The organism is Rhodococcus sp. 2G (genome assembly GCF_001886355.1).
Taxonomy (GTDB): domain Bacteria; phylum Actinomycetota; class Actinomycetes; order Mycobacteriales; family Mycobacteriaceae; genus Rhodococcus; species Rhodococcus pyridinivorans.
Genome location: NZ_CP018063.1, coordinates 360,247 through 374,647 on the forward strand (window position 1 = coordinate 360,247; position 14,401 = coordinate 374,647).

The window sequence follows — 14,401 nt, forward strand, 5'->3', positions numbered from 1 at the left end:
TCGAGCCTGCCCGGTGGAGTGCGTTCGCGCACGCACCGGTGCGTTATCCGCGCGTCGTGTCCCCCGGCGGGTTAGTCTCGACCGCAGACCTGGCGCACCGGCCGAGGGGGTGGACGAATGGCAATGGCAGTCGATGCCGCAGCCTCCCGTGCCCGCAAGGACCTCGGCTCCCGAGCAGCAGCGGAGGACCACGTCCGCAGCAGGGCATTCCGGCTGGGAATCCCCAGGCTGATCGGGGTCGAGCTCGAATGGCTCACCGCGCGGGCCGACGGCACCGAATCGCGTCCCGAACTCACGAGGCTCGTCGAGGCCCTCGGGCCCCACGCGCCGCGCACGGTAGCGCCGTCGTCGTCGGCCCGTCCCCTGCCGTCGGGCAGCGCGGTCAGCGTCGAGCCGGGTGGTCAGATCGAGCTGTCGAGCGTGCCGTGCACTTCGGCACGGCAGGTGTGCGATCGGCTCACGGCCGACCTCCGCATGCTCCGGGCGTTGCTGGCCCGCCGGTCGGTGACCATGCTCGACCGCGCCGCCGACGAGGTGCGGCCTCCCCACCGTCTGCTGCGCACCCCGCGCTACGGAGCGATGGAACTCCGCTACGACCGGATCGGCCCGATGGGCCGGTTGATGATGAACAGCACTGCGTCCATACAGGTTTCCGTCGACGCGGGACGCGACGAGGCAGAGGTGGTGCAGCGCTGGGAGTTGCTCCACGCCATCGGCCCGGCGATGATCGCGGCCTTCGCGTGCTCGCCCCGGCTGCGAGGTGCTCCGGAGGGCGACTGGGCGTCGCAGCGGATGCGCACGTGGCTCGAACTCGATCCCGCACTCGGTCACGTCGACCATCCCGCCGACTACCCCGCATGGGTGCTCGACGCACCGCTGACCTGCGTGCGTTCGGAAATGCCCGAATGGTACGCACCGCCCGGCGCCACCTTCGCGGCGTGGCTCGCGGGCGAGCTCGACGCCGACATCCACCGTCGACCCACCATCGACGACCTCGACTACCACATGACGACGCTGTTCCCGCCTGTTCGTCCGTGCGGGCATCTCGAGGTGCGTTATCTCGACGCCCAGCCGGCCGAGTCGTGGCAGGTGCCCGTCGCGGCTCTCGAGGCGTTGCTGTCGGCGCCCGAGGTCTCCGCGGAGGCGTGCGCGATCGCCGCGCCGGTGCGCGACCAGTGGTCCGAGGCGGCCCGCGTCGGTCTCGCCTCGCTCGAATTGCGTGCTGCCGCGGCGGGTTTGCTCTCGCTCGCGGCGGAGTCCTCCCGCGACATGCGGTTCACCGCGGCGCTCGACGCGGCCGCGGCACGGTGCCTGCGCGGTCTGGCGCCGGGTGAGGAGGTGCGGTGACACCTGCTCGTGTTGCGCTCAGGCGGCACCTCGAGCGGGCGCGTGCCCGCACCGAGGTACTCGCCTCCGTGCCGGAACAGGATCTCACCGCACAACATTCGCCGTTGATGAGCCCGCTGGTGTGGGATCTCGCGCACATCGCCAACCAGGAGGAGCGCTGGCTCGTGCGGGTCGCGGGCAGGCGCCCTGCGGTTCGCGGCGACATCGACGATCTCTACGACGCGTTCCGGCATCCGCGCGCGACCCGCACGGGGCTGCCGCTGCTCGACCCCGACGCCGCCCGCCGTTACGCGCGTGCCGTCCGCGAGCTCACCTGGGATGTGCTCGAAGACAGTGCATTCGACGACGATCTGACCCGCGAGGGTTTCGTCTTCGCGATGGTCGCGCAGCACGAACAGCAGCACGGCGAGACGATGCTCGCGACGCACCAGTTACGGCAGGGTCCACCCTTGCTCGACGCGCCGGAAGCGCCGCGCACCGGAACCGTCCGCGACACCGAACGTGTCCGGATCCCCGCCGGCGCATTCGAGATGGGCACGTCCACCGATCCGTGGGCCCTCGACAACGAGCGCCCGGCACACGTCGTCGAGGTGCCGGAGTTCGAACTCGACGCGGTGCCCGTCACCAACCGCCGTTACCTCGGGTTCGTCGAGGACGGCGGGTACGAGCGGCCCGAACTGTGGAGCGAGGCAGGTTGGCAGCACCGCCTCGACGCCCGTCTCGAGGCCCCGCAGTTCTGGAGTCGCGACGAAACCGAATGGAGCCGAACGGCCTTCGGCCGCACGATGCCGCTGCACCCGGACGAGCCGGTCGTGCACGTGTGCTTCCACGAGGCGGAGGCGTTCGCCCGCTGGGCCGGTGGACGTCTTCCGACCGAGGCCGAATGGGAGAAGGCGGCACGCTGGGATCCGGCCACCGGGCTCAGCCGCCGATTCCCGTGGGGCGACGAGGATCCCGGTCCCGACCACGCGAATCTCGGTCAGCGTCATCTCGGTCCCGCCGTCGTCGGCGCGTATCCGCAGGGAGTGTCACCGCTCGGGGTGCACCAGCTGATCGGCGACGTCTGGGAGTGGACGTCCACACCGTTCACCGGTTATCCGGGCTTCCGCGCGTTCCCGTACCGCGAGTACTCGGAGGTCTTCTTCGGCGACGGACACCGGGTTCTGCGCGGAGGCTCGTTCGGAACCGACGAGGTCGCGTGCCGCGGAACCTTCCGCAACTGGGATCTGCCGATCCGCCGTCAGATCTTCTCCGGGCTCCGCGTCGCGTACGGGACGGGCGATGTGTAGACATCTGGCGTACATCGGGCCGGAGACGAACGTCGCGGCACTGCTGTCCACCGGAACCAACTCGCTGCTCCGCCAGTCGTGGGCGCCCACCGACATGCGTGGGGGAGGCACGATCAACGCCGACGGATTCGGTGTCGGATGGTGGAGTGCCGAGGGCACCTTCGGGCGCTACCGGTCGGCGTTGCCGATCTGGTCCGATCCCTTCGTCGGTGAAGGCCTGACGTCGATACGGTCGCGCACCGTCGTCGCCGCGACCCGCTCGGCCACCGAGGGGATGCCCGTCGAACGGTCGGCGGCCGCGCCCTTCTCCGACGACCGGTGGGCGTTCAGTCTCAACGGTGTCGTCCGGGGCTGGCCGGGATCGCTCGTCACCCTCGCCGGCGCGCTTCCCGTCGCCGAACTGCTGCAGCTCGAATCACCGACCGATGCTGCCACGCTGTGGCTCCTGCTCCAGTCGCGCCTGCGCTCGGCCGATCCCGAGCCGGCGCTGATCTCACTCGTCCACGACGTGCTGGAACTCGCACCGGAATCACGGTTGAACATGTTGCTGTGCAACGAATCCGGGATCTGGGCCACCGCCTGGTACCACTCGCTGTGGACGTTCGTCGACGAGCAGGTCGCGATCGTGGCGTCCGAACCGTTCGACGACGACAGCCGCTGGAAACCCGTACCCGACCGGCATCTCGTCGCCGCGATGCCGGGCAAACTCATCGTCTCACCACTGGAGGTCGGTTCACCGTGATCGTCGACGTGCATCTGCGCCCCGAGGACCTCGACGCCAAACTGCGCGAGGACGCACGGCGCGGACTCACGTCCGATCCCAAGTACCTGTCGCCGACCTGGCTGTACGACGCGCGGGGCAGCGAACTGTTCGACGAGATCACGCGACTGCCCGAGTACTATCCGACACGCACCGAATTCGCACTGCTGCGACAGCACGCCGCCGACTTCGCCGATGCCGCCCGCCCCGAGATGCTCGTCGAACTCGGCTCCGGGTCGTCCGAGAAGACGCACGTGCTGCTCGACGCCCTCGAACCGTATCTCCACACCTACGTGCCGCAGGACGTCTCCGAACCGGCGTTGCGGTCGGCCGTCACCCGGCTGGCGGCGGAGTATCCGAACCTGACGGTGCACGGGGTTGTCGGCGACTTCACCGATTCGCTCACGCATCTGCCGGCCGGCGGGAAACGCGCGATCGCGTTCCTCGGCGGCACGATCGGCAATCTCGTCCCGAGCGAACGCGCACAGTTCCTCGCCGGGACGGCCGCGATCCTCCATCCCGGCGAGTGGCTGCTCCTCGGCGCCGGTCTCGTCATCGACCGCGACACCCTGATCGCCGCCTACAACGACGCGGCCGGCGTGACGGCGGAGTTCGACCGGAACGTCCTGCGGGTGCTCAACGACCGGCTCGGCGCCGACTTCGATCCCGCCCGGTTCGTGCACCGCGCCGTCTGGGACCCGGAGAACGAGTGGATCGAGATGCGCCTCGAGGCGACCGAGGCGATGGACGTGACGATCCCGGGTCTCGACCTGCAGATCTCCTTCGCCGAGGGTGAGCAGATCCGGACCGAGATCTCCGCGAAGTTCCGCCTCGTCGGAATCTCGCAGGAACTCGCCGACGCGGGATTCGTGGTCCGGCACGAATGGGTGGATCCGGACGGACGGTTCGTCCTGCTCGCCGCATCCCGGGAGTAGTCCTCGAAAGGCGGCCGACGAGCCGATTCGACTTCCGCCGCGCCCACACGGGACGCTGGAGGACATGGCGTCCTCCCGTCCCGTCCTGACGACCCCGGTCCTGTTGCTCATGGCCGTGGCGACGGGTCTGTGCGTGGGTGGCAACTACTTCAACCAGCCGCTGCTCGACTCGATCGCCGAAGCACTGGACACCTCCCGATCGGCCGCCGCCTCCACCGTGACGGTCGCGCAGGTCGCCTATGCTCTCGGCCTGCTGTTCCTCGTGCCGCTCGGCGACATGTTCCCGCAGCGGCGGCTGGCGGTGATGCTCATGCTGGCCGCGGCGGCGGGGCAGGGGCTGAGCGGATTCGCGCCGAACATCGGGGTGCTCGTGGTGGGCACCGCTGTCGCCGGTCTGTTCTCGGTGGCCGCGCAGGTGCTGGTGCCGTTCGCGGCGACCCTCGCGACGCCGGAATCGAGGGGTCGCGCGGTCGGCACCGTGATGAGCGGTCTGCTCGTCGGGATCCTCGTGGCCCGGAGCGTCGCGGGCATCCTCGCCGAACTCGGCGACAGTTGGACGACGGTCTACCGGGTGAGCGCGGTCGCGATGGTGATCGTGGCGCTCGCGTTGTGGCGGGTGCTGCCGGCGACGCCACCGGTGGTCCGTCAGGGTTACGGCAGCACGCTGCGATCACTCGGGACGTTGATCGTCACGCATCCTCGCCTGCGCACCCGGACCCTGCTCGGCGGGCTGGGTTTCGCGTCGGTGGGCGCGCTGTTCTCGACGATGGCGTTTCTGCTGTCCGACCCGCCCTTCGGCCTCGACGACCTGCAGATCGGGCTCGTCGGGCTGGCCGGGGTGGCCGGTGCGTTCGCCGCGACCGCGGCGGGCCGGCTCGTCGACCGCGGTTACGGACCGCCGACGACGGCGGTGGGCGTGTTCACGCTGATCGCGTCGTGGGCGGCGCTCGCGGCGGGTGCGAGTTCGCTGGTGTGGTTCGTCGTCGGGATGCTCGTCGTCGACCTCGCGCTCAACCTCGTGCACATCACCAACCAGAACATCGTGTACGCCCTCGACCCCGACGCCCGCTCGCGCGTCAATTCCGTCTACATGACGGGCTACTTCATCGGTGCGGCGTCCGGTTCGGCGCTCGGCACGATGGCGTGGAGCGCCGGCGGGTGGACCGCGGTGTGTGTGCTCGGTGTCGGACTGGCGGCGCTCGCGGGTGTCGTGTGGGCGCTCGATCTTCGGCTCACCGCCCGGATGCGTGCGCGTTCGGCTACAGCGAGCGGCGGACCGGCAGCAGCCTGAGATCGCGCGCCCGGCCGATGGCTTCCACCCGCGTGTGCACGCCGAGCTTGCGGTAGATACTGCGCAACTGGGTCTTGATCGTGTTGTGCGAGACGAACAACTTCTTCGCGATGTCGGCGTGCGTCGATCCCAGCGCCAGCAACTCCAGCACGTCTGTCTCCCGCCGGGACAGTTCGACATGGGTGACCGGTTCGGTGAAGACGGACCCGATCTCCTCGTCCGGGACGGTGAGACCGCCGGGCTCCGCGAGACGCCCGGCGACACCCTCGGCCAGAGTGGTGAAGGCGCGGCGGTTGCCGAGGGCCTCGGCGAGCGTGCAGGCCCGCTGCCAGCTGCGGACCGCGGCGTCCTTCTTGTCGAGATCGAGGTGGGCGCTCGCCTCGATGAGCAACGCCTCGACATGTGCGCGCGGGAAGCCGCACTCCGTCCACGGAACACGCTTGAGCTTCTTGAGCGCGATCTCCGGATGACCGGTGAACAGTTCGACACGCGCGTTCGTCACCACGAGCATCGGATGGGTCTGCGGCGACTCCTCGGCGAGGGCGCGCGCGAGGTTGCCGTTGCCGAGCGCCAGCTGCAGGTCGATCTCGGCGGCCCCGAGCAGGATGCGCGAGAACGCGCCGCGGTCGAACAGATCGTGGTGTGAAGCGATGAGCCGGTGCAGTTCGGTGAGTCCGTCGTAGGCGTTGCCCGCCGCCAGGTTGTAGTAGGCCCGGCCGTAGGCGACGAATCCCCAGAGTTCCTCCGAAACCCGCGGGACACCGAGCTCGTCGAGATATCCGACGGCACGGTCGAGCTCGAGCGAGTCGAGGTGGACGAGCGCGGACGCCACGCGACCACCCACCTTGACCATCTCGCCCCAGCGACCCTCGGTGGGCTCGGCGTTGCTCTCGATGCGCAGCCATTCCCGGGCGCGCGGATTGTCGCCCGTCACCGCCCAGTTCAGCGCCGAGCTGCCCGCGGCGTTCTGGATGACGAAGGCGATGTTCACGGCGTACGCACCGCGGTAGGCGCGGCGGAAGACGGTGGTGGACTCGGTCAGATATCCGGCGAGCTGGAGCGTGATCGCCCACTGCACGCGCAGCAGCGGCAGTTGCGGACCGAGATCGTCGGGCCGGTGTTCGAGGATCGAATCGACGAGCGGACGCAACAGCAGCGTCAACCGCGCGGCCTCACCGAATTCGCCCGAGACCCGCAGGGTCAGGGTCTGCACCGTCGCGACGTAGAGGGCCTGCGCGGCGCCGGGTGTCTTCCCGAGCTCGGTGAGTTCGTCGGGATCCGCGGGCAGGGAGGCGTGCAGGATCGAATGTTCGTCGAGCATCTGTGTGAACAGCGCGCGACCTGCCTGGACCGACGGATGGTCGCCGAGCTCCTGGTCGGGGATCTGCCGAAGCACCTTGACGAGAACGTCGAAAGAACTGTCGACCATGCGCGCCCAGGATTCCTCGACGATCGCCACGGCGGTCTCCCAGTCGCCGGCCTCGACGGCATAGATCGACGCCTCGGCGGGCCTGCCGGCGTCGCGATGGGCCCGGGCGAGTTCGACGAGCAGGGCGTCGACACGTCCGGGTTGCTCTCGGCGGGAGATGTCGAGCACGCACGAGCGGACGGCGTCGGGCCACCGCCATGTCCGGGGATCGTCGAAGGGCGAATCCATCAGGAGGCCGGCCGCGGCGAGCGTCGCGAGTGCGGCCTCGGGGTCCGCCGCGCCCGTCAGTTCGGCCGCCCGCTCGGCGGTGACGCTGTGGGCAGCGGCGACCGAGAACGCGAACTCGCGGTGCGCGTCGTCGAGTTCGTCGAGCAGGCTCTCCACATACGTCCGCACGAGGCGGGCCAAGGCCGGGGTCGGCAGTCCGCGGGAGTCGATCAGGCGCTGGGGCCGGCTCCGGGCGACGGCCGCGGCCGCCGAGACCAGGGTGGGCACACCACCGAGCACGCGACACACGACCTCGCACTCGCTGTCGGAGCGCTCCGGTCCGGCGTCGCGCAACAGCGTCGTCGTCTCCTCGATGGTGAACGCGAGATCGGCCGCCGGGACGTACGTGGAGTCGATCCCGCGGAGGACGACCTCGGTCATGTCGGTGCTGTTTCCCGGCAGGCAGACGATCGCATCGAGCAGGGGGCACCGGTCGAGCAGCCGAAGGGTTGCTTCGAGCACCTCGGCCGAGTTCTGCGGCGACACACAGGCGAGCACGAGCAGGCAGGGCGACCCCAGATCGCGGAAGGTACGGACCACGCGCTCGAACGGGGAATCGTCGGGACCGTCGTCGGCGACCTCGACGGCCGGGTGATCGGCGAGGACCGCGAGCACATGCTCGGGCAGGTCGCCGTCGCCGGACGTCGTGAGTTCGGGAACCCAGACGATCGTGTGGTCGGGTGCGCCGCCCCGATGGAGCCATCCCGCGACGAGCGTCCGCTTGCCGAAACCCGGGGGAGCGTCGATCACCGTCAGCGTGGAGCACCGGTCGAGACACGCGAACAATCGGGGTCGCGCCAGAGCCGAGGACAAGGAACGCCACGCGGGTGCACCGACGCGAGGGGAGTCGGAAACACTCACGCGCACTCCTTCGGAAGGCTTCAGCCCGGATCTGCACAGGCGGGAAGGCCCGAGCAGTGCCCCCGACAGGCTCTTGGTCGATCACAGACTACCTGGTCCGTAGTCGTGAGGTGCGGTAACGACAACCGTCGTGACGTGCGGTAACGACGGCAGCCCCGGCACCGGACCGTCGAGCGGACTCGACGGAGCGGGACGGGGCTGCGGTGGTGTGAGCCGGCGACTAGCTGCCGGATGCGCTCAGACGTGCCTTCTCGAGTGCGGCGAGGGTGCGCAGGATCGTCGCCTTCTGCTTCTCCAGATCGCTGCGGCGGGCGCGGGCGGCGAGGCCGTTCTGCTCGGCGACGAGCGCGAGCTGCGCGTCGATCGCGGAGAGCTGATCGAGCAGCGCGAGGGCCCGGGTCTGGATCTCCTCGACGTCCACGGCGCCCGTCCGGACCGGAGCCGCGGACTTCGCCGGCTTGGCCGAAGCGGACGAGCTGCGGGTCGCGGAGGCCGGACGCGTCGACGTCTGCGCGGAGGAACCGGTGTGGCCCTCCGTGATCGCGGCGGCGCGGGGACGCAAGGCCTTGCGCACGAGCGCCGGGTCGGGCTGCTCGGCGAGACGGATGTCGTTGAGGGCGCGGCGGGCCTCGCGGGCGGCGAGGCGGTGCTCGTATTCCTCCTCGTCGTCGGACTGCAGGGTGCCGCCGATGGGGCGCAGGCCGTACATGCCCATGAACTTGCGGGCCTCGTCGATGACGGCTTCGTGCTTACGGCATGTGGCACAGCGAGGTTCGTTGCGGAAGACCTCGACAGAGTCGGTGTCGCCGCACCAGACGCACGCACCCGGCGACCATCGTCGGACCGTTCGGATTGTCGCGTTTTCCGTAGGGGCTTCGAGAGTTTGCGCGTCGGTCACGAGGTGCCACTTTAGGTGAAAGCCGAGTTACGCAGGGGAGGGGGGTCTCGCACGACCTGCGACGATTTCACGCGGCGTGACGAAGATCATCCCCGTCCCGGCGCGTCCTTCAAACCATTGCGCCACACAGCATTTCCATACCACCCGGTCTGCCGGATCACGTTGTGGTAGCAGCGGTGAGCCAGCGCACCAGCGGCCGGAACTCACGCCACGCCGAACGCACCTCCTCGAGGGTGCGCGGACTGTCGATCCACGGCGGGGAGATCTCGGTGCGACCGGCCCACAGCGACCGGTGACGCATGAGTTCGATGCGGGGATGATCGGCGCCCACGCCGCGCGGCCGGGACTTCAACCGGTCGCCGCCGATCTCGTATCCCGCGCGTTCGAGCTTGCGCACGATCCTCCCGAGCTCGGGACCGCGACGGTCGTGATCGACCCCGGTCCGGTAACCGGCGATCTGATCGGACGAGCCGTGGAACAGGCCGGCGGCGACCCGCAATCCGGCGGCGTTGATCTCGACGTAGTAGCCGACGCTCTGCGCGACGGAGGCGAATCCGCCCTGGTGGGTCTTGTACGGCAGCTTGTCCTTGCTGAACCGCACGTCGCGGTACGGGCGGAAGGCCTTGCCCTCCCCGAACTCCTCCTCGAGTTCCGCAAGTAGGGCAAGCATCGGGCCGCGCACGCAGTCGTCGTAGACGGCCTTGTGCGCGGCCCAGAATGCTTTGCTGTTGTCGGCCTCGAGATCGTCGTAGAAGTCGAGGGCCGCGACGGGAAATCCGGTGAACACCCGGACAAGTCTGCCCCGTCGTCGAGCGGAAGGTCAGGCGACCCCGTTGAACAGCGAGGTGACCGAGCCGTTCTCGAAGACCTCGCGGATCGTCTGCGCGAGCAGCGGAGCGATCGACAGCACGGTGAGGCAGTCGAACTGCTTCTCCGGCGGGATCGGCAGCGTGTTGGTGACGATGACCTCCTTGGCGCCGCACGAAGCGAGGCGCTCGGCGGCCGGGTCGGAGAGCACACCGTGGGTGGCGGCGATGATGACGTCGCCCGCGCCGGCCTCCTTGAGGATCTTCACGGCGCCGGCGATGGTGCCACCGGTGTCGATCATGTCGTCGATCAGGATGCAGGTGCGGCCCTCGACCTCACCGACCACGCGGTTCGACTTGACCTGGTTGGGCACCAGCGGGTCGCGGGTCTTGTGGATGAACGCCAGCGGCGCGCCACCGAGGGTGTCGGCCCACTTCTCGGCCACCCGCACGCGACCGGAGTCGGGGGAGACCACGGCGATGTTCTCGACGCCGTACTTGCCGCGGATGTACTCGGCGAGCTGACCCTGTGCGTGCATGTGGTCGACCGGACCGTCGAAGAAGCCCTGGATCTGATCGGTGTGCAGGTCGACCGTGATGATGCGGTCGGCGCCGGCGGTCTTGAGCAGATCGGCGATCAGGCGGGCGGAGATGGGCTCGCGGCCGCGGTGCTTCTTGTCCTGACGGGCGTAGGGGTAGAACGGCAGGATCGCGGTGATGCGCTTGGCCGAACCACGCTTGAGCGCGTCGATCATGATGAGCTGCTCCATGACCCACTGGTTCAGCGGGAACGGATGGCTCTGCAGCACGAAGGCATCCGAACCGCGCACCGACTCCTCGAAACGCACGAACGTCTCACCGTTCGCGAAGTCCCGTGCCGTCTGCGGGGTGAGGGGGACGCCCAGTTCCTTCGCGACCTGCTCTGCCAGCTCGGGATGGGCCCGGCCGGAGAAGAGCATCAAGTTCTTCTGGTTGTCGATCCAATTGGTCACTGGTTCTGGCCGTCCTTCTGGCGATCGTGGTCGTGCGGCTGCTGTGCTCTCGATGCTGCCTCGGCAGCGGGGGTACCGGCGCGATTTCGCTGAACCCACCCGTCAATATTGCGCTGTGGCGTACCCGACACCGCCAGCGCCCCCGGAGGAACGTCGCGACGGAGTACTGTTCCGGCGCCCGTGTAGGCGCCGTCGCCCACCGTGAGGGGAGCGACGAACATAGTGTCCGACCCGGTCCGGACGTGCGATCCGACGACCGTGCGGTACTTCTTCACCCCGTCGTAGTTGACGAACACGCTCGATGCCCCGATGTTGGAGTGCTCGCCGATCTCCGCGTCGCCGACATAAGTGAGGTGGGGGACCTTCGAATGCGCTCCGATCTGCGCGTTCTTCGTCTCGACGAAGGCGCCGAGCTTGCCGCACGCGCCGAGTTCGGTGCCGGGGCGCAGGTAGGTGAACGGGCCGACGGTGGCCTCCGCGCCGATCACGGCGTCGGAGCCGTGGGTGCGCATCACGGTGGCGCCGGCGCCGACCTGCACGTCGGTCAGCGTCGTGTCGGGGCCGACCTCCGCGTCGTCGGCGATCACCGTGCGGCCGCGCAACTGCACACCCGGGTGGATGGTGACGTCGGCGCCGAGCACGACGTCGACGTCGATCCACGTCGAAGCCGGGTCGATCACCGTGACACCCTCGCGCATCCAGTGCTCGAGCAGGCGCCGGTTGAGTTCGGTGGTCAGTGCGGCGAGCTGGACGCGGTCGTTGACGCCGGAGACCTGCACCGCGTCGTCGGTGTGGAGTCCGCGGACGGTGTGGCCCTCGTTGCGGGCGATCTTCACGACGTCGGTCAGGTACAGCTCGCCCTGCGAGTTGTCGGCGCTCAGCTTGCCGAGCGCGGATCGCAGCGCGGCCGCGTCGAAGGCGTACACGCCCGTGTTGATCTCCTGGATCGCGCGCTGCGTCGGCGAGGCGTCCTTCTCCTCGACGATCCCGGCGACGTCGCCGTCGGTGGTGCGCACGATGCGTCCGTAGCCGGTCGGCTCGGACACCGTCGTGGTGAGGACGGTGACGGCGGCAGGTTCGGTGTCGAGGTGCGCGTCGAGCAGTTCCTGCAGGGTGTCGGAGCGGAGCAGCGGGACGTCGCCGGCGGTGACGACGACCGTGCCGTCGAAGTCGTCGGGGAGGGCACCGAGGCCGCACTCCACGGCGTGGCCGGTGCCGAGCTGTTCCTCCTGGACGGTCACCCGGATCTCGCGGTCGAGATCCGCGGCGACGGCGCTCACCTCGGCGGAGACCTCCTCGCGGCGGTGCCCGACGACGGTGACGAGATGGGCGGGTCCGAGTGCGGCGGCGGCGTACAGGGAGTGAGCGAGCATCGTGCGTCCACCGAGGGTGTGCAACACCTTCGGTGTCTTCGACCGCATCCTTGTTCCTGCTCCGGCTGCCAGCACGACGATCGCGGTCTGCACCTGCATGTAGCTCCCTCGACACGTTTCTGTACGCCGGTCCGTGCGTACACCGGGGAAGCGCTGAGGCTCCCCGGGACGGTTCCCGCTCCGCCGCCAGGACTCGAACCTGAACTATCTGAACCAAAATCAGAGGTGCTGCCGATTACACCACGGCGGATTGCCACACCCCCGCGGCGGAACCGGCGGGCGTGCGCCCCTGATCCTCGCACGAGACGGCGTCGACGTCGAACCTGGGGTGGCGCGATCGGGAATGGATAGGCTGTCGAACGTTCGAGTACGTCCCGCCGCCGAAGGAGGACCTGTGTCGCAGGCGTCGCAGAAGCGAACCGAGCGCACTCCGCGGATCCGGATGACGGGCACGCAGCGTCGGGAACAGCTCATCGAAATCGGTCGCGCCCTGTTCGCCGAGCGCGGCTACGAGGGCACCTCCATCGAGGAGATAGCCCAGCGGGCGCAGGTCTCCAAGCCGGTCGTCTACGAGCACTTCGGCGGTAAGGAAGGTCTCTACGCGGTGGTCGTGGACCGCGAGATGACCGTGCTGATGTCGATGGTCACCGAGAGCCTCACCCGCAACCGGTCGAGGATCCGCGTCGAGCGGGCCGCGCTCGCTCTGCTCACCTACATAGAGGAGCGCACCGACGGCTTCCGAATCCTCGTGCGCGACTCGCCGATGTCCGCCGAGGAAGGCACCTATTCGAGTCTGCTCAACGAGGCGATGCGTCAGGTGGGGAAGCTGTTGACCGGCGACTTCTCCCGGCGGGGGCTCAACCCGGAGTTCGCTCCGCTCTACGCCCAGGCTCTCGTCGGCATGGTCGCCACCACTGCGACGTGGTGGCTCGACCGCCGCACTCCGTCGAAGGAGGACGTCGCGGCCCACCTCGTGAACCTGTGCTGGAACGGCCTCATCGGTCTGGAAGCGGACCCGAAGCTCGGGGAACCCCCGGTTTCCGAATAGTCCTCTCGTTTCCGGGACCGTCTGCTCTCTACTTTCAGGTAAGTGGCGTTATCGTTGGGATACCCGTGAGAAGGCAGGCTGTGGTGGGACGACAAGTACGCGCAGAGGTGACACGCGAATCGGTGCTGCAGGGCGCAGCGACGATCTTCGTGCGCGACGGGTACGCGGACGCGAACCTGGGCGACATCATCGAGGAGGCCGGCGTCACCAAGGGTGCGCTGTACTTCCACTTCGGTTCGAAGGAAGAACTGGCGCGCGGGGTGATCGACTCCGGCTATCTCCGCTTCGAGGCCGCCGCCGAGTCCAAGATGGACCGCCGTTCCCCGGCGCTCGAGACACTGATCGACCTGTCGGTCCTGCACGTCGACATGTCCGAGACCGATTCCGTGGTGCGGGCGATGTTCCGGCTGCTGGTCGAGATCGGCGACTACCAGGGCACCGAGCACCGGCCCTACGAGATCTGGCAGAACAACCTGCAGGAGCTCGCGGCCCGGGCCGCCGACGAGGGCGACCTCGTCGAGGACGTCGACGTCCACGCGGTCTCCCTGCTGCTGCTCGAACAGGCGATGGGCGCCCGGATCATGGCGAACGCTCTCAAGGCGACCGAACGGCTCGCAGAGCAGACCGGTGCGATGTGGCAGATGATCCTGCCCGCGCTGGTGCCGGCGAACAAGCTCGAATACTTCCGGCAGTTCGTGGAGCGCCGTCTGCGGCTGCAGTCGTGACCTTCGGGCCGTTCTCCGCCGAGGAGGCCCCCGCGGCGCTGGCGGGTCTGCTCGACCGGTTCGGGTCCGACACCGCCGTGACGATCGGTGTCGTGCCGTCGTTGCTCACCATCGCCCAGGCCGCCGACGTCCTCGGCTGCTCCCGCCGGCACGTCGCGCGCCTGGTCGACACGGGCGCACTCTCCGCCGACTTCCACGGCCTGCACCGGCGGGTGTTGCGCTCCGACGTCCTCGACCTCGCGAAGCAGCAGGCGGAGGTGGTCACGACGGTCCTCGACGGACTCGCCGATCTCACGCGGCGCGAAGGACTGTACGACCCGTTCTGACAGCATGACGCGGCCCGCCGCGGCAGCACGGTACGGTCCGTTCCGACGGTTCGA

The 14,401-nt window shown here is 69.0% G+C and carries 13 protein-coding genes and 1 tRNA gene; 8 read left to right on the forward strand and 6 right to left on the reverse strand.

Translation table 11 applies throughout. From position 1 onward, the window contains the following. The first annotated feature begins 117 nt into the window (after nucleotides 1-117). The 5 genes from egtA to BO226_RS01800 all read left to right on the forward strand — a co-directional run bounded on the left by egtA (nucleotide 118) and on the right by BO226_RS01800 (nucleotide 5,622). Nucleotides 118-1,347 carry an ergothioneine biosynthesis glutamate--cysteine ligase EgtA gene (egtA, locus tag BO226_RS01780; RefSeq protein ID WP_037216302.1) on the forward strand — a complete coding sequence of 410 codons (1,230 nt, stop codon included), beginning with the start codon at nucleotides 118-120 and terminating at the stop codon, nucleotides 1,345-1,347. Continuing rightward, a complete protein-coding gene (gene egtB, locus BO226_RS01785; protein WP_071934502.1) occupies nucleotides 1,344-2,636 on the forward strand; it encodes an ergothioneine biosynthesis protein EgtB in 1,293 nt (430 codons plus the stop codon). Before egtA ends, egtB begins: the two co-directional genes overlap by 4 nt. Further along, complete coding sequence (gene egtC / locus BO226_RS01790; RefSeq protein WP_006553841.1) at nucleotides 2,629-3,378, forward strand: ergothioneine biosynthesis protein EgtC; 750 nt, start codon at nucleotides 2,629-2,631, stop codon at nucleotides 3,376-3,378. The genes egtB and egtC overlap by 8 nt, the downstream gene beginning before the upstream one ends. Continuing rightward, nucleotides 3,375-4,331, forward strand: a complete 957-nt coding sequence (gene egtD / locus BO226_RS01795; protein ID WP_071934503.1) for an L-histidine N(alpha)-methyltransferase — start codon at nucleotides 3,375-3,377, stop codon at nucleotides 4,329-4,331. The genes egtC and egtD overlap by 4 nt, the downstream gene beginning before the upstream one ends. A gap of 64 nt (nucleotides 4,332-4,395) precedes the next feature. Further along, a complete protein-coding gene (locus BO226_RS01800) occupies nucleotides 4,396-5,622 on the forward strand; it encodes an MFS transporter (protein WP_071934504.1) in 1,227 nt (408 codons plus the stop codon). Here the strand turns inward: BO226_RS01800 and BO226_RS01805 are convergent. The 6 genes from BO226_RS01805 to BO226_RS01830 form a co-directional block, all read right to left on the reverse strand. After that, entirely contained in the window at nucleotides 5,591-8,179 is a 2,589-nt protein-coding gene (locus BO226_RS01805; RefSeq protein WP_071936323.1) for a helix-turn-helix transcriptional regulator, read from the reverse strand. The genes BO226_RS01800 and BO226_RS01805 overlap by 32 nt on opposite strands. Nucleotides 8,180-8,399: 220 nt before the next feature. Beyond that, the gene (locus BO226_RS01810; protein WP_006553845.1) at nucleotides 8,400-9,077 is read right to left on the reverse strand and encodes a hypothetical protein; all 678 of its coding nucleotides are present in this window, start codon (nucleotides 9,075-9,077) and stop codon (nucleotides 8,400-8,402) included. Nucleotides 9,078-9,234: 157 nt separating this feature from the next. Beyond that, nucleotides 9,235-9,864 carry a DUF2461 domain-containing protein gene (locus tag BO226_RS01815; protein WP_033098259.1) on the reverse strand — a complete coding sequence of 210 codons (630 nt, stop codon included), beginning with the start codon at nucleotides 9,862-9,864 and terminating at the stop codon, nucleotides 9,235-9,237. 33 nt (nucleotides 9,865-9,897) lie between these two features. After that, on the reverse strand, nucleotides 9,898-10,842 hold the full coding sequence (locus BO226_RS01820) for a ribose-phosphate diphosphokinase (RefSeq protein WP_052227218.1): 945 nt from the start codon (nucleotides 10,840-10,842) through the stop codon (nucleotides 9,898-9,900). A 29-nt stretch (nucleotides 10,843-10,871) separates the two neighbouring features. Further along, complete coding sequence (gene glmU, locus BO226_RS01825) at nucleotides 10,872-12,347, reverse strand: bifunctional UDP-N-acetylglucosamine diphosphorylase/glucosamine-1-phosphate N-acetyltransferase GlmU (RefSeq protein WP_006553848.1); 1,476 nt, start codon at nucleotides 12,345-12,347, stop codon at nucleotides 10,872-10,874. 79 nt (nucleotides 12,348-12,426) lie between these two features. Next, nucleotides 12,427-12,498: transfer RNA gene (locus tag BO226_RS01830), tRNA-Gln, on the reverse strand. A gap of 192 nt (nucleotides 12,499-12,690) precedes the next feature. Here BO226_RS01830 and BO226_RS01835 point away from each other — a divergent pair. The 3 genes from BO226_RS01835 to BO226_RS01845 all read left to right on the forward strand — a co-directional run bounded on the left by BO226_RS01835 (nucleotide 12,691) and on the right by BO226_RS01845 (nucleotide 14,347). Next, nucleotides 12,691-13,296 (forward strand): TetR/AcrR family transcriptional regulator, encoded by a 606-nt coding sequence (locus tag BO226_RS01835; RefSeq protein WP_024103232.1) that lies wholly within the window; start codon nucleotides 12,691-12,693, stop codon nucleotides 13,294-13,296. 107 nt (nucleotides 13,297-13,403) lie between these two features. Next, nucleotides 13,404-14,021: a ScbR family autoregulator-binding transcription factor gene (locus BO226_RS01840; RefSeq protein ID WP_006553850.1), complete on the forward strand. Its 618-nt coding sequence runs from the start codon at nucleotides 13,404-13,406 to the stop codon at nucleotides 14,019-14,021. Continuing rightward, the gene (locus BO226_RS01845) at nucleotides 14,018-14,347 is read left to right on the forward strand and encodes a helix-turn-helix domain-containing protein (RefSeq protein WP_006553851.1); all 330 of its coding nucleotides are present in this window, start codon (nucleotides 14,018-14,020) and stop codon (nucleotides 14,345-14,347) included. The genes BO226_RS01840 and BO226_RS01845 overlap by 4 nt, the downstream gene beginning before the upstream one ends. Nucleotides 14,348-14,401 lie beyond the last annotated feature (54 nt).